Genomic DNA, 20,588 nt, shown 5'->3' with positions numbered 1-20,588 from the left:
ATTAAAATAATATCAAGGACTTAATCGACATGCTGTCCCCGAAACTGACCCTGGAAAAGGTCGACCCCGATCTCTGGCAAGCAATAAAAGGTGAAGTACAACGCCAGGAAGAATATATCGAGTTGATCGCCTCGGAAAATTATGCCAGCCCTGCAGTGATGCAAGCGCAGGGATCGGTGCTGACGAATAAATATGCTGAGGGTTATCCCGGCAAGCGGTACTACGGCGGCTGTGAATATGTAGACGTTGTGGAGCAGCTTGCGATAGACCGGCTGAAAGCATTGTTTGGTGCGGAGTACGTCAACGTTCAGCCGCATTCCGGTTCACAAGCCAATGCCGCGGTATATTTAACGGCATTGAAGCCCGGGGATACGCTGCTCGGCATGTCGCTCGCCCATGGCGGCCATTTGACGCATGGCGCCTCAGTCAATCTCAGCGGAAAAATTTTCAACGCCGTTTCATACGGATTGGATCCCGAAACCGAAGAGCTCGATTACGACGAGGTGGCCCGCCTGGCGCACGAACACAAGCCCAAAATGATTGTAGCGGGCGCTTCCGCTTATGCGCTTGTGATAGATTGGAAACGCTTTCGCAAGATCGCGGATGAAGTAGGCGCTTACCTGTTCGTAGACATGGCTCACTACGCCGGGTTGGTGGCGGCAGGGTTTTATCCTAATCCCGTCGGTATTGCCGATTTTGTCACCAGCACTACGCACAAGACGTTACGCGGGCCGCGCGGCGGCGTGATCCTGGCCAGGCCGGAGCACGAGAAAGCGCTGAATTCCGCAATTTTTCCCCAGACCCAGGGGGGTCCGTTAATGCACGTGATTGCGGCCAAGGCGGTAGCGTTTAAAGAAGCCGCGAGTAAAGAGTTCAAGGATTACCAGGAACAGGTGATCGACAACGCGCGCGTAATGGCCAAGGTGTTGCAGGAGCGCGGACTGCGCATCGTATCGGGACGCACCGACTGCCACATGTTTCTGGTGGACCTTCGTTCCAAGTATATTACAGGCAAGCTGGCGGCGGAATCTTTGGAGCGGGCGCACATTACCGTCAACAAGAATGCCATCCCCAACGATCCGCAGAAACCTTTTGTCACCAGCGGAATCCGTATTGGTTCGCCTGCGATCACCACGCGCGGTTTTACGGAAATAGAAGCGGAACAATTGGCAAATCTGATCGCCGATGTGCTGGACGCGCCTACGGATGTCGCGGTGATTTCGCAAGTGGCGGAAAAGGCAAAAGCACTCTGTGCAAAATTCCCGGTATACGGAACAAACTGCTGATTGCGTTACATGCACGCATTATATCGACCCATGTCCGCTGAGCACCTTCGATCGGCGGGTCGCATCTATTCACTCTCTGAATTTGTGTCATGAAATGCCCGTTTTGCAACGCAGATGACACAAGCGTGATAGATTCCCGCGTCAGCGAGGAAGGCGACAAGATACGTCGTCGTCGCCGTTGTCTCACCTGCGATAAACGGTTTACCACTTACGAGACGGTGGAATTGCGTTTACCTCAAGTGGTAAAACAGGACGGTAATCGCGCTGAGTTCGATCGCAAAAAATTGCTGACGAGCTTCGTGCGAGCTTTACACAAGCGCCCGGTCCCGACCGCGGATGTGGACGGAGCGATGGATCGCATTGTGCAAAAACTTTTAAACCTGGGCGAACGCGAGATCCCCACGCGCAGGATTGGCGAGATGGTGATGGAGGAACTCTACAAGCTGGACAAAGTCGCTTATATCCGCTTTGCATCGGTTTACCAAAGTTTCCAGGACGCAGATGATTTTCACAATGCGATCAAAGAACTGCAAAAACCACAGAAAAAAAGAGAAGAAAAAAAATCCTGAGGGTAACGCCAGCACATCCGTTATTTTTCTGATCTTTGCTGGGATAAAAAAATAATCGGACGGAGCCGTAAATCTTTCCGCAATTTCGATCAATTGAAATTATGGACCGCCTATGTTCTCGTCAACCGATTACAGATTTATGGCCCAAGCTTTGCGGCTTGCCGAAAAAGGACTCTATAGCACAAGCCCTAATCCCCGAGTAGGCTGTGTGCTGGTGCGCAACGATCAGGTCATCGGCAGTGGCTGGCACGAACGTGCAGGTGGGCATCACGCCGAGATAAATGCGCTTGCCGCTACCGGTGCAGCGCAAGGCGCGACCGCATATCTCACTCTGGAGCCCTGCAGTCATCACGGACGAACTCCCCCTTGCACCGAAGCATTGATCAAGGCCGGCATTGCGAAACTGATAATAGCCATGGAAGATCCGAACCCCCTGGTGTCAGGCAGAGGCTGTGCATCCCTGAAAGCGGCAGGGATAGAGGTGCAAGCCGGGCTGATGGAAGCGGAAGCAAGGGCACTCAATATCGGTTTTATCTCGCGCATGACACGCGGGCGTCCGTGGATCAGGATGAAAATTGCCGCGAGCCTCGACGGCAAAACCGCACTCAACAATGGCACTAGCCAATGGATAACTGGTGAAGCGGCGCGACGCGACGGTCATCGTCTTCGTGCCCGCTCTTGCGCGGTTTTAACCGGTATCGGCACGGTCCTGGCGGACGATCCGCAACTCACGGTACGTCATGTAAACACCTCCAGGCAGCCGTTGCGGGTGGTAGTCGACAGCCGGCTCGATATTCCGGTGGATGCCGGGCTGCTGCGTGGCGGCGGAGAACTGATTTTTACCGCGACCGCCAGCGAGGGAAAAATCATGGCATTGCGCGAGGTGGGCGCTCGTGTCATCGTATTGCCGGGAGAAGATGGCGGTGTTGATCTCGCCGGCATGATGCGGCAGCTTGCCGATTTTGAAATAAACGAAGTGCTGATCGAGGCAGGCTTCAAACTGAACGGCTCTCTCATCAATGCGGGGCTGGTGGATGAGCTGGTAATTTATCTCGCGCCGTGTCTGGTAGGTGATGCGGCGCGCGGCATGATGAAATTGCCCGAACTGGCAAATCTTGCGGATAAGCGCGCGCTCAAGATAAATGATGTGCGGATGGTGGGGGCGGATATACGGCTCACCGGCGGTTTTTCATAAGTCGCTTGAAAACCGTTCGGACCATATTTTATGTTTTGGCAGGGTTCTTGGTGAGCTTTCGTTGCAAGGTGCGCCGATGCATATTCAGTGCTCTTGCCGTTACGGAAACATTGCCTTTATTCTCATTTAACACACGCTGAATATACTCCCATTCAAGGCGGCCGACGGATAACGGATGCGCACTGATCTGAACATCCGCATCACCTGTGGTGCGCTCGAACGCCATCATGATTTCATTGACGTCGACCGGTTTGGCAAGATAATGCATTGCCCCGAGTTTGATTGCTTCCACTGCGGTGGCAATGCTGGCATAACCGGTCAACATGACAATTCGGGTACCAGGATCAAGCGCATTCAATTTTTCAACCAGGGTCAATCCTGAAGTGCCGGGCAGTCTGAGGTCGATAACGGCATACTCAGGGGTACATGCCTCGACGCACTCCAGGGCCTGCTCGACGGTATGTGCACACGTAACGTTGAATCCGCGTTTAGTCATTGCGTTCGCAAGTACCGTACAAAAAGTCAAGTCGTCGTCGACAATGAGTAATGCGGGGCGGTCATCCACTTCCGCTGTTGATAACGTTGTCATATCTATTGCCGTATCAGGGGTAATGTAACTTGAGTACAGGCGCCGCCTACCCGATTGGTCAGGCGTACCCTGCCGCCAAACCGCTCGATATTCGCATTTGCCAGAAATAAACCTATCCCGAAACCCTGCCCCGAGGCTTTGCTCGTAAAGAATGGCTGGCCTGCGCGCTGCACGGCTTCTCCGGTTAATCCGTCGCCATAATCGAGAATCTGAAGATGCAGTTCCTGATAGTTCCAGCTGACTTCGATCTCGATATGTTTCCGGGAGGCGTCCGCCGCATTGTTCAACAGATTTAAAATCGACTGGCTCAGCAATTGCGTATTGAGTATCTGTGGAGCAGGCTGTACGCCGTTGTCATGGTAAGTAAACTGGACGGAAGGTCGCATCAATTGCCATTTATCCAGCACCTGTCGCAAAAAGGAATCGACAGCCTGGCCGCTGCCCTCCTCGGCTCGTGCTTGTCCGGCATCGGCCAGTAATTGTGTCAGCGTATGTTTACACTGGGTGATCTGATCGCGCAGTATCCTGATATTGTCTTGAAATTCGCGGTTCTCTTTATATTCATCCTGCAGTTCCCCGGTGACAATCGCCATCGTCGCCAGCGGCGTACCGAGCTCATGCGCGGCGCCGGCCGCCAGCGTGCCCAATGCAATGATCTGTTCGTTACGCAGCGCCTGTTCGCGTGCCAGTGCCAGATCCTTGTCGCGCTCGCGGATGGATATGCCCATCTTGACAACAAACCAGGCGATCAACATGGTGCTTAATACGAAGGCCAACCACATGCCCGACACATGCAGGTTGAACTCGCTGTTGTGTTCCTCATGATCATGCGGCAGCGGCAGGTAATAAAACAGCATCAGCGTATAGCAGCTTATTGTAACGGCAGCCATCACCCACGTGTAGGCCCAGGGCAGTGCGGCGGCGGCTATCGTCAGCGGCAGGAGATACAGCGATATAAACGGGTTTGTCGACCCGCCGCTGAAATACAGCAGTGCGCTCAATGCAAAAACATCAACCAGCAGCTGAGCGAAAAACTCGATGCTCGAGACCGGCCATTTGCGGCGCAGGCGTATCCATGTGGCCAGATTCAACACGGCCAGCATCACCGTTACCGCCACCATTTCCGCCCAGGGCAACTGCATGTTGAGCACCCAGTACGCCAGCGCAAAAGTCATGCACTGCGCGGCAATCACGATATTCCTGAGCAGGAACAAGCGCTGCAAATTCTTGCTTAAGGGCGACTGGCTGAGGTCACTGAACATTCTGTTGCTGGTCTGTGTGCGGTGTCTTTGTGTATGATGTAGCTTCAGGAACAACAGGGGAAACTCCCGGTTTTGTACCGTAGGTCAGGCTACGGCTACGCGCATAGCCGTGTGTCTGTTCATGCTTATTTTATCAGCTGGGTTGCCAACCGGGCGCTTCAAGCATGATTTGTTCAGGGATACCCCGAACATTAGCGTATATTGCCACCCACGACTATGCGGCAAATTGCCGCACACCTAATATATGAGCAGACGCAGGCAATGAGATTATCGTATTCAAGAGCGGAGAGCGCTTGATGTTCACCGGAATTGTCGAAGCTGTCGGCGAGATTAAGCAAGTCCGTTCCCTGGAGGGCGGCATAAGCTTGAGCATTGAGCCAGGCATGCTGAACCTGGAAGAGGTGGAAACGGGGGATAGCATTGCAGTAAATGGTGTATGCCTTACCGTTACCGGTATAGCAAACGACATGTTTTCTGTAGATGTCTCACGCGAGACATTGGGCTGTACCGAAGGCCTGGATAAGCCCGGCGGGCAAGTCAACCTCGAAAGGGCGTTATTGTTGTCCGACAGGCTTGACGGCCATCTGGTGAGCGGCCATGTGGACGCAAGCGGCGAAGTCATCAAGCTGGAGCCCGCAGGCAAAAGTTATACCCTGGTGATCAAGGCGCCGGATGCATTATTAAAGTATATTGCCAGAAAGGGTTCAATCTGTGTGAACGGCGTCAGCCTGACGGTGAACCGGGTAGCGGGAAACGAGCTGGAGATCAATCTCATCCCTCACACCTTGGCCGTTACGACATTGAAGAATCTGAAAATGGGCGCGAAAGTAAACCTGGAAGTGGATATGTTGGCGCGATATGTAGAGCGATTGATGGGAATTGCATGAGAATGACTGAAATTTGACATGATAATCAGCTCGATTCAGGAAATAATTGCCGACATCAAGGCCGGCAAGATGGTAATCCTCGTGGATGAGGAAAACCGGGAAAATGAAGGAGACCTGATCCTGGCCGCCGATTTCGTCACCCCGGCAGCGATCAATTTCATGGCGACGCATGGGCGGGGCCTGATCTGCTTGACGCTGACCGAGGAGCGCTGCCGCAAACTGAATCTGCCGCTGATGGTGGTGGCCAACCGCTCGCCGCTGGGTACGAATTTCACGGTTTCCATCGAGGCGGCCAGCGGCGTTACCACCGGTATTTCAGCGGGTGATCGCGCACGTACCGTGCAGGTGGCGGTAAATCCGGATGCGACGCCCGATGATATTGTCCAGCCAGGGCACATTTTTCCGTTGATGGCGCAAACCGGGGGGGTGCTCGTGCGTGCCGGCCACACCGAGGCCGGTTGTGACCTGGCAAATTTGGCGGGGTTGAGTTCCGCCTCCGTAATCTGCGAAATCCTGAAGGACGACGGCAGTATGGCGCGTCTGCCGGATCTGGTCGAATTTGCCGCAAAGCATCAGCTCAAAATTGGCGCGATCGCAGACCTCATTCATTACCGCAGTCGTACTGAAAGTCTTGTCAAGCGCGTGGCCGAGCGCCCCATCCGGACGGTTCACGGTGAATTCCGCCTCGTTGCCTATCTCGATAAAACGGTTAACGCCACTCATCTGGCGTTAGTGAAAGGCACGATCGATCCCGTTACTGAAACGCTGGTGCGAGTGCATGAGCCGCTTTCCGTTATGGATCTGCTCGATATCAGTGACGAGACGCATTCCTGGAATGTAAACGATACGCTTCAGGTAATCGCGGGCGCGAGTAGCGGCGTGATCGTCCTGCTGCATTGCAGGGAAAGCGCGGCTGAGCTGATGGAACGCGTGATGCCGGCGAAATCCACACATCGCGTTGCCGCCAGGACAGACTTGCGCGATTATGGTATAGGCGCACAGATACTCAAGGATCTTGGTGTGGGCAAGATGCGGTTGCTGGCCGTCCCGCGAAAAATGCCGAGCATGGCGGGTTTTGGACTCGAAGTAACCGGATATCTGGAGCCGGAGGAAAAAAAGCCGGTTACCAAGCCGCTAAAGTCGGACTAGCGCAATGCATCGGCACGGGTCGGGAAATATTGTCAAAGGATATCCGGAGCAGCTGGGAAAATTCGGGTGAATGCGCCTGGTGGCCGATTGTTTAATGACCGGTTGGCACGTTTATCTGTTGCTGTCAGATTTGTTTAAAGGAGTAAAACATGGCACGTTACGAAAACATTCTTGAACTTGAGCCCGATCTTAACGGCGGAGAGTTACGTATCGGCATCGTTATGAGTCGTTTTAACATCGATGTGAGCGACGGATTGCTTAGTGCTTGCACTGCGGAGCTGGTGAAGCGCGGCGTGGAGGAATCGGGCATGCTGCTGGTGACGGTTCCCGGCGCGCTGGAAATTCCCATGGCGCTGCAAAAGATGGCTTTGACCGACCAGTTTGATGCGCTGATAGCATTGGGCGCGGTGATACGCGGCGACACCTATCATTTCGAGGTCGTATCCAATCAATCCACTAGCGGCGTGGCCGCGGTGCAATTGGACACCGGCATCCCTATCGCCAACGGCATCCTCACCACCGATACCGATGACCAGGCATTGGCGCGTATGAGCCATAAAGGAACCGAGGCAGCCTTGGTCGCGATAGAGATGGCTAATCTGATGCGAGACCTCGACGAAGTGACCCAATAAGCATTATCCAATGACACAGACAAAACCGGTCGCCAAACAGACAACCCCGTCGTCAGAACACGTGGGAGATTCGGGAGCAGCCACAATCAGGCCGGGTCGGAAAACCCGGCGCCGGCTAGCCCGTGAACTGGCTTTGCAAGGACTTTATCAATGGTGCGTGGCGGGTGGAACCCTTGAGGCCATCGAAACGCAACTGCGCGAGACCAAAGAATTTCCAAGGACAGACGAGAAATATTTTTCAGGTTTGCTGCGAGGCGTTCTGGCGAATGCTGCGGAACTGGAGAAGCATATTCAGCCTTATCTCGACCGGCCTTTCAAGGAACTCAGTCCAGTGGAGATTGCCATACTGCTCCTCGGTACCCACGAGCTGGAAAGTCATCCTGAAATACCCTATCGAGCAGTCATCAATGAAGCGGTGGAGCTCGCCAAAAGCTACGGCGGCACCGATGGACATAGATATGTGAACGGTGTATTGGATAAATTGGCAGCCAAGCTCCGTGTGGCCGAGGTCAATGCAAGGGCCTGATCTCCTTGAAAGTGCATTCCGAATTCGAAATCATCCAGCAATACTTTTCCCGGCCGGCGCCCAGCGCGGTGTTAGGGATAGGCGACGATGCGGCACTCATCAAGCCGGCGACAGATATGGAGCTGGCGGTTTCCACCGATATGCTGGTATCTGGCCAGCATTTTTTCGCGAATGCCGATCCATGCAAGCTGGGCCACAAATCGTTGGCGGTGAATCTTTCAGACATGGCAGCGATGGGGGCAACGCCGCGCTGGGCCACTCTTTCGCTGGCACTTCCCGAAAAAACGGCGGGGGATGAGGAATGGCTGCAAGCATTCTCCAGTGGATTTTTCGGGCTTGCCCACACGCATCAGGTAGAGCTTATCGGCGGCGATACCACAAAGGGACCGCTCAATATCTGCGTTACCATCATGGGTGAAGTGGCCAAAGGAAAAGCATTGCGTCGCAGCGGTGCCAAGCCGGACGACGATATCTGGGTATCGGGCCATCTGGGCGATGCCGCGCTGGGGCTCGCTCACCAGCAGCAACGCATTGTGCTTGAAGCCGGCGAAGTCGACGAGTGTCTTTCCGCGCTGCACAGCCCCATGCCCCGGGTTGCCCTGGGGCAGCGACTGATTGGTCTTGCCCACAGCGCCATCGATATTTCTGACGGGTTGTTGGCCGATCTGGGGCATATTCTGCAAAATTCAAACGTCGCGGCTATCATTCACATGGATGAGATAAATTGCTCGGCATCAATCAAAAAACGCCTCCCTCATCCATTGGCCAAGAAGTGTTTGCTGGCTGGCGGCGATGATTACGAACTCTGCTTTACCGCCCCCCGGACTGCGCGCGCAAAAATCGAAATGCTCTCCCGCGAAGAGGGGGTTCAACTCACCCGCATCGGCAGAATCGGCGAAGGCGCGGGCCTGGTCGTGCTGGATGCGGCAGGCGGGGCAGTCAAGGTCGAGGTAAAAGGGTATGACCACTTCCATGTCGAGCAGTCACTCTGACAACGGCGATGATAAGCGGATAGGTGGCCAAATCGATGGCCGGCCAGCACCTGAGCCGGAGGTCGAGCCAATCCCAAAATCTGAAGGGCCCGAGCTTTTAGCGCAATCCGAACCCGTCCGGCCGCATCCCAATAAGGATTTTGTGCGGAGCCATCCTGCGCATTTCATCGCATTTGGCGGCGGCGCCGGCTTGAGCCCGGTTGCGCCCGGTACGGTGGGAACGCTGGTTGCATTCCCTTTGTTCTGGATTTTGGCTCTCTTCCTCGATCCGGTTGAATTTCTCCTGCTGATCGTTGCCTTATTTATCATTGGCATCTGGGCGTGCAGCGTTACCGGAAAGGCACTCGGTAATCACGATCATGGGGGCATGGTCTGGGACGAGATAACCGCTTTTCTGCTGATACTGCTTTTTACGCCTCATGACCTGCGATGGCAGGCATCCGCATTTCTGCTTTTTCGTTTGTTCGATATAATCAAGCCGCCGCCGATCCGATATTACGATAGAACATTGCGCGGCGGCTTCGGCGTGATGTTCGATGACTTGCTGGCCGCGTTCCTGACACTGCTTTGCCTGGCCGCATGGAAAGCGTTTGTCATATAGGTCATCTGATACGGATCATTGCAAGGAGTAAATTCGGAAGGGGTTGATGACATGGATGACATGATACTTCAGGATCTCGCCAGACAGGCAGGGATAGCGCTAGCCCAGGAGGAGTTACTGCTGGCGACAGCCGAATCGTGTACCGGAGGATGGCTGGGCCAGGTCATCACATCGATAGCCGGAAGCTCAGCCTGGTATGAACGCGGCTTTATCACCTATGCTGTCCGCTCAAAACATGAAATGCTGGGTGTGAGCGATGCGACTCTCGAGCAATATGGCGCGGTATCGGAGCAGGCCGCATCCGAAATGGCGGCGGGCGCGATTGCGCGAAGCCACGCCCAGGTCGCGGTGTCCATTACCGGCATTGCCGGTCCCGAGGGTGGCACACCGGAAAAACCGGTAGGAACGGTATGTTTTGCCTGGATAATGAAAGAAGGAATGGCACTCACCGAAACGCGATATTTCAGCGGCAACCGCGAGGAGATAAGACGCCAATCAGTCGCGGGAGCGCTGCAGGGTGTAATAGACCTGTTACATAGCATCCCACCGAAAGTCGCGTAAACAGGCATCGATCAATGGGAATTCCTGGCTTTCCTTTACTGTGGCGCAGCCTGGTTACCCACATCACAGCCCCGATCAGATCAACCTGTTCGACCCGGAATTGGGTACACACAAGCATTGGGCAAGAAATAGCCCAAGGTAGAACGGCAACCGTAGCCAACGTGTGGTGAAAAGTAATACATCCATGAGTCGGACGGCGTGATATCCCAGCGCGCCGTGCGAATCGGGATTTGATTTTCAGCGTGCCCGGCTTGGTCCCGGATAAACCCCTCGGATGTCGCATCCGGCCGGTTTGCGCAAGCGGTCGATGCTGGCTGGCGAAATTTCCATAAGCTTTGAAGTCGACTCGTCCAGCGTATCGAAGCGTACCTCATCGTGCGGTAACCACGGCGGCATGGCCTACCAGGGCTTGCGGCACATCCATCGGTTGCAGGCCATAGCCCAAACATTGTAGACAAAAGTGGTGAGAAGGCCGCCGGGTGACGTGCCGATTTGTCGGGCTTGATTCAAGAGCCGGATGGCGTACTTGCGCCGAAACCGCAAACCGAGCGGAGCGCGTCCGGTATCATTTCCTTGTCAGCGCGCCCGGCCGCCGATAGCGGCTGCGTATCGATTCAAGATAAATCCGTTTCTCACGTTTGCTCATGTCGATAACCTTCGCTTGGCTCGGTTATCAATAATTCGGGGCAACATATTTTCCCGAGATACTTCTTCGGTTGTTTTTTATCGAGAAAATTCGCATTGAGCATATTGCGATATACCATGGTGCATCTGAATTAAAATAGAAGAGCCATGATATTCATCTATCCCGTCGTGCTTGGAGCCTTCCTGTACGGCATGATTTTGCCCCTTGCCGTGGCTAATGCCACCGCCAAAGCGCGCCATGTCTCAGAGACCCCTGACCAGATCTTCTTGCGGGTGTGGCCCTCCGTCGTTGCCGTGGACATGGTTGACGCCGGCGGTAATCGCATTGGCCCGGGCAGCGGCGTGTTGATCGGGGAAGACGAGGTGATAACCACTTGCCAGGTAGTCAAGGAAGGGAAGCAAGGAGAGGTGCGAAAACCCGGCAGTACCTTCAAGGCCGTGCTGCAATACGCCCGGCCAGACCTTGATCTTTGCCAGTTGAGAGTGCCCCGGATGCAAGCTGTGCCCATCGTCTTGGGTACGGCTAAAAAGCTCAGAACCGGCCAGCGCGTCTATGCGATCGGTACGCAAGGAGCGCGGGAGGGACGGGAACCGATCCTGAGCGACGGGGTGATATCCAGCTTGCGGCCGTATCAGGGCTCGCAATACATCGAGATATCTGCCCTCGTTTCCCCGGCGTCCAGTGGCGGCGGGTTGTTCGACGATCAGGGGCGATTGATCGGGATCCTCTCGCGCCGGTTTATAGAAGGTCAGCATCTCACTTTCGCCCTACCGGTGGATTGGATAAGTAAATTGGCAAAGGAGGAGCCGACAGCCTCGGCGCCAGCAAAAAAAAATGGAATAAACTGGCTTAGCCATGCCTTGGCACTGGAAAAGAAAGCTGACTGGCACGGGCTCCTGAAACTCTCCCGGCAGGAGGTCAAGCGCAATCCCGCAAATGCAGCGGCGTGGTTTAGCGTAGGGACTGCTTTTGCCAACCTCAAGCAATATGACCAGGCGATTCCGGCCTATCGAGAAGCCATACACAACGAGACCGAATATGGCGACGCCTGGCATAGCCTGGGCGTAGCCTATGCCAATCTCAAAGAATACGATAACGCGATCCGGGCCTATGAGGATGCGCTACGCATGCAGCCGGACAATGCCGGAATCTGGTACGACCTGGGCAATACCTACTACAACATCAAACAGTACGCATATGCGGTACATGCCTATCGGGATGCGCTAAGCATACAGCCCGCGAATCCCGACGCCTGGTACAGTCTGGGCAATACCTACGACGCCTTGAAACTCTATGGCGAGACGATCGAGGCCTATCGGGAAACGGTGCGTATTCAGCCGGAGAATGCCGAGGCCTGGTATAGCCTGGGCGTAGCCTATGCGCGCCTGGATGAGCGAGACAAGATGAGGGAGGTTTATCAGACCCTACGCAAGCTGGACCCGACGAGAGCGGAGCGGTATTTCAACACTTATATCCTGCCCTGAATCCTGTCTTGAATAATGCCGAAGCGAAATAACCGGTTCCAATCAACTCATCGGTGCATACTCCAGCTTTAACGTGTGAATAAAGGTTAAATCAGGCAGGCCAAACACGTTGTCATTCCCCTCCCGCTTCCCGGCCGAGGTCACCTATGCGATAATTCACCCTACCCTACAAAGGAAAAACCTCATGGATGAAAACAGAAGCAAGGCGCTGGCGGCGGCCCTCTCCCAGATCGAGAAGCAGTTTGGCAAAGGTTCGATCATGCGCCTGGGCGCCAACGAGGTTGCCAGAGACATCCAGGTAATTTCCACGGGTTCGCTCGGTCTCGATATCGCGCTGGGCGTAGGCGGGCTGCCCCGCGGCCGGGTAATCGAAATCTACGGCCCCGAGTCCTCCGGCAAAACCACCCTCACCCTCCAAGTCATTGCGCAAATGCAAAAGATGGGGGGTACGGCCGCATTCATCGATGCGGAGCACGCGCTCGATCCCCAGTATGCGCAAAAAATCGGTGTCAACGTACAGGAATTATTGATTTCCCAGCCCGACAATGGCGAACAGGCGCTGGAAATCGCCGATATGCTGGTGCGCTCGGGGTCGGTTGATGTAGTGGTGGTGGACTCGGTCGCCGCCTTGACGCCGCGAGCGGAGATAGAGGGGGAAATGGGCGAACCGCAGATGGGCCTGCAAGCGAGATTGATGTCCCAGGCCTTGCGCAAACTTACCGCCAACATCAAGCGCAGCAATACCATGGTAATTTTCATCAATCAGATACGCATGAAAATCGGCGTCATGTTCGGCAGTCCCGAAACCACAACCGGCGGCAATGCATTGAAATTCTATGCGTCGGTACGCCTCGATATACGCCGCACCGGTTCCATCAAGAAAGGCGACGAGGTAATCGGCAGCGAAACGCGCGTGAAGGTGGTAAAGAATAAGGTTGCACCGCCATTCAAGCAGGCGGAATTCGATATTCTCTACGGAGAAGGCATTTCGCGTGAAGGCGAAATCGTCGAGTTGGGCGTACAGCATAAGCTGGTCGAGAAGGCCGGGGCCTGGTATTCCTACAAGGGCGAAAAAATAGGCCAGGGCAAGGATAATGCGCGCGAGTTTCTGAAAGAACACCGCGACATTGCGATGGAAATAGAAGCGAGGGTCCGCGAGGCCGTAGGCGTCGCCAATCCGGCTGTCGAAACCGCGAACGCAGAGTAGTCGCAGCGTATTTTATTGCATCGTCGAGGCCGTCATGACGCGCGCGCCGAGCCTGAAAACCCGCGCGCTGGGTTATTTGGCCCGGCGGGAGCATTCCCGGCGGGAGCTGGAAAGAAAGCTCGCTCGTCATGCCCAAACTCCCGAAGAACTTTCCTCCATGCTGGACACGCTTGAGCAGCGAGGCTTTCTATCTGCGGCTCGCATGGTCGAGCACGTGGTACACATTCGCAGGGGTAGATTCGGCAGTCAGCGGATAGTGCATGAGCTGCGTGAAAAAGGTATTGCAGAGAATTTAATCGCCGCGGTGTTGCCCAACATCAAGGAAGCTGAGCAGGATAACGCACGCGAAGTGTGGCGAAAAAAGTTTGGTGTGATACCCGCCGACGCAAAAGAACTCGGCAGGCAGATGCGTTTCCTGGTGGGGCGCGGTTTTACGACGGAAGTGATACGGCAGGTATTGCGTAATCCTGATAAGGAAGAAGCTTGACAGACCGCTTGGCTCACCGGTTGGTTCGAATCATTCTGGCAATTGCGACTGCGGGAGTTGTGCTGGGTGGTTGCAATCCCATGAATGCCACTCCCATCAGTGAAATAAACGCCTCCCCCGCAAATTTTGACGGCAAGGAGGTCGTGCTTCACGGCGTGGTAAAAGCGCCTACGCGGCTTCCGTTATTAAATCTGAAGTCGTATGTATTGAAAGATGACAGCGGAGAAATCGATATTTTGACCGAAGGCGATCTGCCGAAAGTCGATGAAAAAATCAGCGTGCGAGTAAAGGTTGCAAATATTGCAATTATCAATGGCGAACCGCTGGGAACGACGGTAACGGAAATAGCGCGGCACTAGCCGAGACAGCAGGCGTGCCATAGGCGTGGTTGAAGTTCATTATTGTTCAAAAGAAGTCGAGATGAAAAGCAGCGAAATCAGGCAACAATTTCTTGAATTCTTCGAGTCGCACGGCCATACGGTCGTGGCGTCGAGCCCCCTCGTCCCCGGCAACGATCCCACGCTATTGTTCACCAATGCGGGCATGGTGCAGTTCAAGGATGTATTTCTCGGCCAGGATAAGCGGCCTTATGTGCGCGCGACGAGTTCGCAGCGCTGCGTGCGTGCGGGCGGCAAGCACAACGACCTCGAAAATGTAGGCTACACCGCGCGGCATCACACGTTTTTCGAGATGCTGGGCAATTTCAGCTTCGGCGATTACTTCAAACGCCAGGCCATCAAATTCGCGTGGGAATTTCTTACCGTTGTCCTGAAGATTCCTGAAGGGAAACTGTGGATCACGGTCTATGCAGAAGACGACGAAGCCGCCGATATCTGGCTTAACGAGGTGGGCATTGACGCCTCGCGCTTCACGCGCATCGCCACCATGGACAACTTCTGGCAGATGGGCGATATCGGTCCCTGCGGCCCTTGTTCCGAGATTTTCTACGATCATGGTCCGGAGATCGCAGGCGGCCCGCCGGGCACGCCCGAGGCAGAGGGCGACCGCTATGTCGAAATATGGAATCTGGTATTCATGCAATACAACCGGGATAGCGCGGGCGTGCTGCATCCGCTCCCCCGGCCGTCTGTAGACACGGGCATGGGGTTGGAGCGTATTTCCGCGGTCATGCAGCAGGTCCACAGCAATTATGAGATCGATTTGTTTCAGGATCTGATCAGGGTGGCGGCGCAAGTAACGAACACCGTCGATTTATCCAGCAGTTCCCTCAAGGTGATTGCCGATCACATCCGTGCCTGCGCCTTTCTCATCGCCGATGGCGTGATACCCGGCAATGAGGGCCGCGGCTACGTGCTCCGGCGCATCATCCGCCGTGCCATTCGCCACGGCTATAAGCTTGGGCAAAAGCAGCCTTTCCTTTACTTGCTGGTGGAAGAACTGGCACGTGTGATGGGGCAAGCCTATCCGGAATTGGTGGACGCCAGGGTTCGTATCGAGGCGGTACTGAAGCAGGAAGAGGAACGTTTCGCCGAAACGCTGGAAAACGGTATGCAGTTGCTTGAAGCAGCACTTTGCCAGGAAAGCCGGCTATTGGATGGCGAAGCCTTGTTCCGGCTCTATGATACCTTCGGTTTTCCGCTGGATCTCACCGCGGATATTGCGCGTGAACGCGGCATCGAAATAGACCAGGCCGGGTTTGAGCGAGCCATGGAGCGCCAGCGCGAGCGTGCCAGGGCAACGAGCAAATTCACCATGCAGGATGGGATAACGTACAGCGGGCCCTCAACCGCGTTCCATGGCTACGAAAACCTGCAGCATGAAGGGCAAGTTCTTGCCCTCTATAAGGAAGGTAGCCGGGTCGACTTCATCGAGGCCGGGGATGAGGCGGTGGTTGTACTCGACAGCACGCCCTTTTACGCCGAATCCGGCGGGCAAGTAGGAGACAGCGGCGAACTGCACCCGGCCAATGGCACCTTTGCCGTATCGGATACGCAAAAAATCCAGGCCGATGTATTTGGTCATAAAGGGTTGATGCGTAGCGGGCGGCTGGTCACCGGCGATAGGGTGCTGGCGAAGGTCAATCGCGACGCGCGGGCACGCACGGAGCGCAACCATTCCGTCACGCACTTGATGCACAAGGCGCTGCGCCAGGTATTAGGCGCCCATGTGCAGCAAAAAGGCTCGCTGGTCGATGCCAGCAAGACGCGTTTCGACTTCGTGCACAACCAGCCTGTGACGGATGCGGAAATTCGCCAGGTGGAAGTTTTGGTGAATGCCGAAATCCTGGCCAATGCAGCGACCACGGCGCGCCTGATGACAATAGAGGATGCCAGGAAAACAGGCGCGATGATGTTGTTCGGCGAGAAGTATGGCGACGAAGTGCGCGTGCTGGATATCGGTACTTCACGTGAACTGTGCGGCGGTACGCACGTCAAGCGTACCGGCGATATCGGGCTCTTCAAGATCGTGGCCGAATCGGGCGTGGCTGCGGGTATTCGTCGTCTGGAAGCAGTGACGGGCGAGAATGCACTGGCTTACATCCAGGAACGGGAGTCGCAATTGCAGCAGGTAGCGGACGCGGTGAAGGTGCAACCGCAGGAAGCGGCCGCGCGCATAACGCAGATTCTCGATAACGTGAAACATCTGGAAAGAGAGCTCGGGCGCCTGAAGTCGAAGCTCGCCAGTTCGCAAGGTGACGACCTTGCCGGGCAGGCCCGCGAGGTTAAAGGCGCAAAAGTGCTCGCAATTTGCCTGGACGATGCGGATTCCCGGACCTTGCGCGAAGCGCTGGACAAGTTCAAGAATAAATTACAGCCCTGCGTCGTGGTGCTGGGTGCGATAGAAGATGGAAGAGTCAAGCTCATCGCAGGCGTTACTTCCGACCTGGCGACGAAGGTGAAGGCAGGCGAACTGGTCAATTTCGTGGCACAGCAAGTGGGTGGCAAGGGCGGCGGGCGCGCCGACATGGCTCAGGCGGGTGGAACCCAGCCCGATAATCTGCCCGCTGCTTTGGAAAGCGTTGCCGGCTGGGTTGAACAACGGCTGTAAGAAGCGACAGGAATTTTTTGGAAAAGCCTCGCGATACTGCGCTGCCTCCTCAGCAATTGAACCTGTTTTTTTGAATAATAATCCCCATATATAAAACATGACCAGCAAGCACTCCCGCCTTCTCATCCTCGGTTCCGGCCCTGCCGGCTATAGCGCGGCGGTTTACGCCGCGCGCGCTAATCTCAACCCCGTGCTCATCACCGGCATGGCCCAGGGCGGCCAGCTCATGACCACTACCGACGTCGATAATTGGCCAGCCGATGCAATGGGCGTGCAGGGTCCGGAACTGATGGAACGTTTTCAGAAACATGCCGAGCGCTTTAACACCGAAATCCTTTTCGACCATATCCATACGGCCAGCCTGACAGGCAGGCCCATCACCCTGATCGGCGACCAGGGCACCTATACTTGCGATGCCCTGATTATCGCCACTGGCGCCTCAGCCCAATACCTGGGGCTGCCCTCTGAGGAAGCATTCATGGGCAGGGGCGTGTCCGGCTGCGCGACTTGCGACGGATTTTTCTACAAGGGCCAGGACGTGGCTGTCATAGGTGGCGGCAATACGGCAGTGGAAGAGGCGCTTTATCTTTCCAATATCGCGCGCAAGGTCACTGTGGTCCACCGGCGCGAAAAATTCCGCTCTGAAAAAATCCTCATAGACAAATTGATGGACAAGGTGAAAAACAGCAACGTCAAGCTGGAGCTTGACCATGTATTGGATGAAGTGCTGGGTGATAAATCCGGCGTCACCGGCATGCGCATTAAAAATGTCCAGGACAACTCAACCAAGAGCCTGGATTTGCAAGGCGTATTCATCGCCATTGGCCACAAGCCCAACACAGATATCTTTCAGGGCCAACTGGAAATGAAAAACGGCTATATCATCACGCGCAGCGGAAACGAGGGTAACGCCACTGCAACCAGCATTCCCGGCGTGTTCGCGGCGGGTGACGTGCAAGACCACATCTATCGCCAGGCGGTGACCAGTGCGGGAACCGGTTGCATGGCGGCCCTGGATGCGGAAAAATACCTGGATGCATTGGCGTAGCCACAATTGATCAGCAATTGAGCAACCGCAGATTGAAGATTACGTATGAAACGGCGGGGAAAGAAAGCGGCAATCAAGCTCGCAATCGAGCCTGCAAAGGCTCGAGGAGCCGAATCGACCCTTGATGAGGCCGATACCGCCCTGTTTCGCGATGCGGTTCGCGGCGTAGCACCGCTGGCGCCCTCCGATAAAATACCCCTGACTGTCGAGCATCCCAAGCCTATACCACGCCAGACTCCGGACGACGGACAGACCGTGCCGGTCGATTCGCTCTCGGACTATATCTCGCTCGAGATGGAACCGGGCGACGAATGGGCATTTCTTCGCCCAGGCATGCCGCGCCAGACTTTGCGGCGGCTGCGGCGCGGTTATTGGAAGATTGAAGCACAGCTTGATTTGCACGGCCTCACCCGTGACGAAGCCCGCCCGCAACTAGCGGCGTTTCTGGATGCCAGTCGCATACGCGGCGCGCGTTGCGTGCGAGTCATACACGGCAAAGGTCTGAGTTCAAGGAATCATGAGCCGGTTTTAAAAGCCAGGGTGGGAAGCTGGCTCGCCCAGCGTAGCGATGTACTGGCTTTCTGCCAGGCCAGGCCGGAAGATGGCGGCAGCGGCGCCGTGCTGGTGCTGCTCAAGGCGCCGGCGCATGGGGCTTATTCGCAGGTGCCTTAAAGGGTGGGATTGTTCTCGTGTGAATACGTCTTTTCGTGCAATTCCTGGCAACGCACACATCGCTGCGCGGTGGGATAAGCCATGAGTCGCTCAAACCTGATTTCACCGCCACACTCGACGCAGTCGCCAAAATCCAGCTCAGCCAGGCGTTTTAGCGCTGCTTCCACCTCGCGTATCTCATTTACCTGACGGTCAACGAGGTTCGCGTTCAAATCCACCAGCAAATCGGCAACCGACGCATCCCCGGGATCAGCCACGCTACCGGCCAGATCCGCGTAATGCTGATTGCCGGAACGCTCCAGTTCGCTGCGAATTTCTTCGCGCAATTCCAGATAACGCTGCTGCAGCGCTGCTTTCAGTTGTGCCAGTTGATCGTCGGTCAGGTTTGCCATGATGTCATCCCCTTATAGTGGATTCTGCATTCTCCAACGGTGCACGTAAATGGTGCACTTAAGCAGAGCCATGCCATTAACCCTTTCTACAGCCAAAGCCGGAGCCGCGCGGAACGTTTCATGAACCGGCTGAACCTTTCAATTTCTTCAAATCTTCGATTATCTCCGCAGAATTGCGCGAAGTACTGGCCGACAAATAAACCTTGGCAATCCTGCCTTGCGGGTCGATCAAAAAACTATTGCGTTTCGCCAAACTTCCGTCGCCCCGGAGTGAATCGTAACGGGCGGCAATCTCGCCCTTGCTATCCGCCAGAAGCGGGAATGGCAAATGATATTTCTTGGCAAAATCGGCATGACTGGCGGTATCGTCCACGCTCACGCCGACGACTTGCGCACCCAGATCAGTAAGCTCATGGATATCATCGCGAAACTTGCACGCCTGCTCGGTACAGCCGGGCGTATCATCCTTTACATAGAAATACAACGCCAGCCACTTCCCACGAAAATCCGCAAGCGCACGCGTTTTGCCGTTCTGGTCGGGAAGACTGAAATCCGGTGCAGGTTGACCAACTTTAAGCGGTTCAGCCGCTTCAGCACGTACCGCATGACCCGAAAAGAGCAGAACCATTGCCATCAACGTCGCCAACATTGTCACTGATTTCATCACGTCCTCCCATAATAGTAGGATAGGTGAAGCAAAGCGCAACCCATCACTTGAATATTTCACACCTCACCAAATCCGCCGTCACCCACCTTACCACTTCCAGCCCAGTCCCTGGGATATACACCGGCTTCGACATAACGATGAAACGTGGAAAACGGCCAATCGACAACCCATTCAACATGCCGATGCTTGACCGGATTGTAATGAATATAATCAATATGACGTTGCCAATCCGTCTCATCGCGCAACGTGTGCTCCCAATAGCGGCGCTGCCAGATGCCGCGTTCGCCCTTCACTTTTTTGCTGGGAGAGCGCAGACCGCAGCTCGGCACATGGCGTGAAAATCCTCCCTTGATGCGCCGCCACCGTTCGGGATAATCCGCATCTCCCTCTGGCAAAGTCCAGACGCAGTGCAAATGCTCCGGCAGAATCACAATAGCATCAATGGTAAAAGGATATAAAGCTTTAACTCGGCGAAGGCCCCACGTAGAGCGTCAATGTGATCAACCAGAAGTCGTTGTCTGCGGTCCGCCAGCGCCACCGTAAAAAAGTAGCTGCCGCCCTTGACGAAATTACGCCGGTATTCGGTCATGATGCAATGTGTCATGCATATGGATTTTGATGGGTTACGCTACGCTCCACCCATCCTTGTATGATTGAAATTGTTCTGATTTTGATTGAAGGTGCAAGTAACATCATCAGTTCACTGGGGAAGCCGTCCCATCCTGAA

The 20,588-nt window shown here is 55.1% G+C and carries 24 protein-coding genes; 18 read left to right on the top strand and 6 right to left on the bottom strand.

The features are described from left to right. Window positions 1-29: 29 nt before the first annotated feature. The 3 genes from glyA to ribD all read left to right on the top strand — a co-directional run bounded on the left by glyA (window position 30) and on the right by ribD (window position 3,050). The gene (gene glyA / locus BLP78_RS14060) at window positions 30-1,286 is read left to right on the top strand and encodes a serine hydroxymethyltransferase (protein WP_090460220.1); all 1,257 of its coding nucleotides are present in this window, start codon (window positions 30-32) and stop codon (window positions 1,284-1,286) included. An 89-nt stretch (window positions 1,287-1,375) separates the two neighbouring features. Beyond that, on the top strand, window positions 1,376-1,855 hold the full coding sequence (gene nrdR / locus BLP78_RS14055; protein WP_090460218.1) for a transcriptional regulator NrdR: 480 nt from the start codon (window positions 1,376-1,378) through the stop codon (window positions 1,853-1,855). A 112-nt stretch (window positions 1,856-1,967) separates the two neighbouring features. After that, window positions 1,968-3,050: a bifunctional diaminohydroxyphosphoribosylaminopyrimidine deaminase/5-amino-6-(5-phosphoribosylamino)uracil reductase RibD gene (gene ribD, locus BLP78_RS14050; protein WP_090460215.1), complete on the top strand. Its 1,083-nt coding sequence runs from the start codon at window positions 1,968-1,970 to the stop codon at window positions 3,048-3,050. Window positions 3,051-3,078: 28 nt separating this feature from the next. Here ribD and BLP78_RS14045 read toward each other — a convergent pair whose 3' ends face one another. Both BLP78_RS14045 and BLP78_RS14040 read right to left on the bottom strand, forming a co-directional pair. Further along, window positions 3,079-3,639 carry a response regulator transcription factor gene (locus tag BLP78_RS14045; RefSeq protein WP_090460213.1) on the bottom strand — a complete coding sequence of 187 codons (561 nt, stop codon included), beginning with the start codon at window positions 3,637-3,639 and terminating at the stop codon, window positions 3,079-3,081. A gap of 2 nt (window positions 3,640-3,641) precedes the next feature. After that, complete coding sequence (locus BLP78_RS14040) at window positions 3,642-4,901, bottom strand: ATP-binding protein (protein WP_090460210.1); 1,260 nt, start codon at window positions 4,899-4,901, stop codon at window positions 3,642-3,644. 296 nt (window positions 4,902-5,197) lie between these two features. Between BLP78_RS14040 and BLP78_RS14035 the strand changes: the two genes are divergently transcribed. The 15 genes from BLP78_RS14035 to BLP78_RS13965 all read left to right on the top strand — a co-directional run bounded on the left by BLP78_RS14035 (window position 5,198) and on the right by BLP78_RS13965 (window position 18,802). Continuing rightward, a complete protein-coding gene (locus BLP78_RS14035) occupies window positions 5,198-5,788 on the top strand; it encodes a riboflavin synthase (RefSeq protein ID WP_090460208.1) in 591 nt (196 codons plus the stop codon). An 18-nt stretch (window positions 5,789-5,806) separates the two neighbouring features. Continuing rightward, a complete protein-coding gene (gene ribBA / locus BLP78_RS14030) occupies window positions 5,807-6,937 on the top strand; it encodes a bifunctional 3,4-dihydroxy-2-butanone-4-phosphate synthase/GTP cyclohydrolase II (protein WP_090460206.1) in 1,131 nt (376 codons plus the stop codon). 149 nt (window positions 6,938-7,086) lie between these two features. Then, window positions 7,087-7,569, top strand: coding sequence for a 6,7-dimethyl-8-ribityllumazine synthase (ribH, locus tag BLP78_RS14025; RefSeq protein WP_025041494.1), 483 nt, complete (start codon window positions 7,087-7,089; stop codon window positions 7,567-7,569). A 10-nt stretch (window positions 7,570-7,579) separates the two neighbouring features. Continuing rightward, window positions 7,580-8,095 carry a transcription antitermination factor NusB gene (gene nusB, locus BLP78_RS14020; RefSeq protein ID WP_090460204.1) on the top strand — a complete coding sequence of 172 codons (516 nt, stop codon included), beginning with the start codon at window positions 7,580-7,582 and terminating at the stop codon, window positions 8,093-8,095. An 11-nt stretch (window positions 8,096-8,106) separates the two neighbouring features. Next, complete coding sequence (thiL, locus tag BLP78_RS14015) at window positions 8,107-9,087, top strand: thiamine-phosphate kinase (RefSeq protein WP_090460237.1); 981 nt, start codon at window positions 8,107-8,109, stop codon at window positions 9,085-9,087. Between the two features lie 142 nt (window positions 9,088-9,229). Next, window positions 9,230-9,688 (top strand): phosphatidylglycerophosphatase A family protein, encoded by a 459-nt coding sequence (locus BLP78_RS14010; protein WP_256330300.1) that lies wholly within the window; start codon window positions 9,230-9,232, stop codon window positions 9,686-9,688. 51 nt (window positions 9,689-9,739) lie between these two features. Continuing rightward, a complete protein-coding gene (locus tag BLP78_RS14005) occupies window positions 9,740-10,249 on the top strand; it encodes a CinA family protein (protein WP_090460200.1) in 510 nt (169 codons plus the stop codon). Between the two features lie 274 nt (window positions 10,250-10,523). Continuing rightward, window positions 10,524-10,703, top strand: coding sequence for a hypothetical protein (locus BLP78_RS14000; RefSeq protein WP_090460198.1), 180 nt, complete (start codon window positions 10,524-10,526; stop codon window positions 10,701-10,703). A gap of 338 nt (window positions 10,704-11,041) precedes the next feature. Further along, window positions 11,042-12,379 (top strand): tetratricopeptide repeat-containing S1 family peptidase, encoded by a 1,338-nt coding sequence (locus BLP78_RS13995; protein WP_090460196.1) that lies wholly within the window; start codon window positions 11,042-11,044, stop codon window positions 12,377-12,379. Between the two features lie 184 nt (window positions 12,380-12,563). After that, a complete protein-coding gene (recA, locus tag BLP78_RS13990; RefSeq protein WP_072768833.1) occupies window positions 12,564-13,586 on the top strand; it encodes a recombinase RecA in 1,023 nt (340 codons plus the stop codon). 34 nt (window positions 13,587-13,620) lie between these two features. Beyond that, the gene (gene recX, locus BLP78_RS13985) at window positions 13,621-14,073 is read left to right on the top strand and encodes a recombination regulator RecX (RefSeq protein WP_090460194.1); all 453 of its coding nucleotides are present in this window, start codon (window positions 13,621-13,623) and stop codon (window positions 14,071-14,073) included. Beyond that, window positions 14,070-14,432 carry a hypothetical protein gene (locus tag BLP78_RS13980; RefSeq protein WP_256330298.1) on the top strand — a complete coding sequence of 121 codons (363 nt, stop codon included), beginning with the start codon at window positions 14,070-14,072 and terminating at the stop codon, window positions 14,430-14,432. The genes recX and BLP78_RS13980 overlap by 4 nt, the downstream gene beginning before the upstream one ends. Before the next feature lie 61 nt (window positions 14,433-14,493). Then, window positions 14,494-17,082 carry an alanine--tRNA ligase gene (gene alaS, locus BLP78_RS13975; protein ID WP_090460192.1) on the top strand — a complete coding sequence of 863 codons (2,589 nt, stop codon included), beginning with the start codon at window positions 14,494-14,496 and terminating at the stop codon, window positions 17,080-17,082. Between the two features lie 97 nt (window positions 17,083-17,179). After that, the gene (gene trxB, locus BLP78_RS13970; protein WP_090460189.1) at window positions 17,180-18,130 is read left to right on the top strand and encodes a thioredoxin-disulfide reductase; all 951 of its coding nucleotides are present in this window, start codon (window positions 17,180-17,182) and stop codon (window positions 18,128-18,130) included. A gap of 45 nt (window positions 18,131-18,175) precedes the next feature. Then, window positions 18,176-18,802 (top strand): Smr/MutS family protein, encoded by a 627-nt coding sequence (locus BLP78_RS13965; RefSeq protein WP_090460187.1) that lies wholly within the window; start codon window positions 18,176-18,178, stop codon window positions 18,800-18,802. Here the strand turns inward: BLP78_RS13965 and BLP78_RS13960 are convergent. The 4 genes from BLP78_RS13960 to BLP78_RS16310 form a co-directional block, all read right to left on the bottom strand. After that, entirely contained in the window at window positions 18,799-19,194 is a 396-nt protein-coding gene (locus BLP78_RS13960; protein WP_090460185.1) for a TraR/DksA family transcriptional regulator, read from the bottom strand. The two genes, BLP78_RS13965 and BLP78_RS13960, sit on opposite strands and share 4 nt — an antisense overlap. 118 nt (window positions 19,195-19,312) lie before the next feature. After that, the gene (locus tag BLP78_RS13955) at window positions 19,313-19,858 is read right to left on the bottom strand and encodes a peroxiredoxin (protein ID WP_176752875.1); all 546 of its coding nucleotides are present in this window, start codon (window positions 19,856-19,858) and stop codon (window positions 19,313-19,315) included. 59 nt (window positions 19,859-19,917) lie between these two features. Beyond that, window positions 19,918-20,292, bottom strand: a complete 375-nt coding sequence (locus BLP78_RS13950; RefSeq protein WP_371128891.1) for an REP-associated tyrosine transposase — start codon at window positions 20,290-20,292, stop codon at window positions 19,918-19,920. Then, window positions 20,289-20,465, bottom strand: coding sequence for a hypothetical protein (locus BLP78_RS16310; RefSeq protein WP_371128890.1), 177 nt, complete (start codon window positions 20,463-20,465; stop codon window positions 20,289-20,291). The genes BLP78_RS13950 and BLP78_RS16310 overlap by 4 nt, the downstream gene beginning before the upstream one ends. Between the last annotated feature and the right edge of the window lie 123 nt (window positions 20,466-20,588).

The organism is Nitrosospira sp. Nsp1 (assembly GCF_900100985.1).
Taxonomy (GTDB): domain Bacteria; phylum Pseudomonadota; class Gammaproteobacteria; order Burkholderiales; family Nitrosomonadaceae; genus Nitrosospira.
Note: the sequence above shows the minus strand (reverse complement) of the source record. Positions and strands in the feature narration are given on the sequence as shown.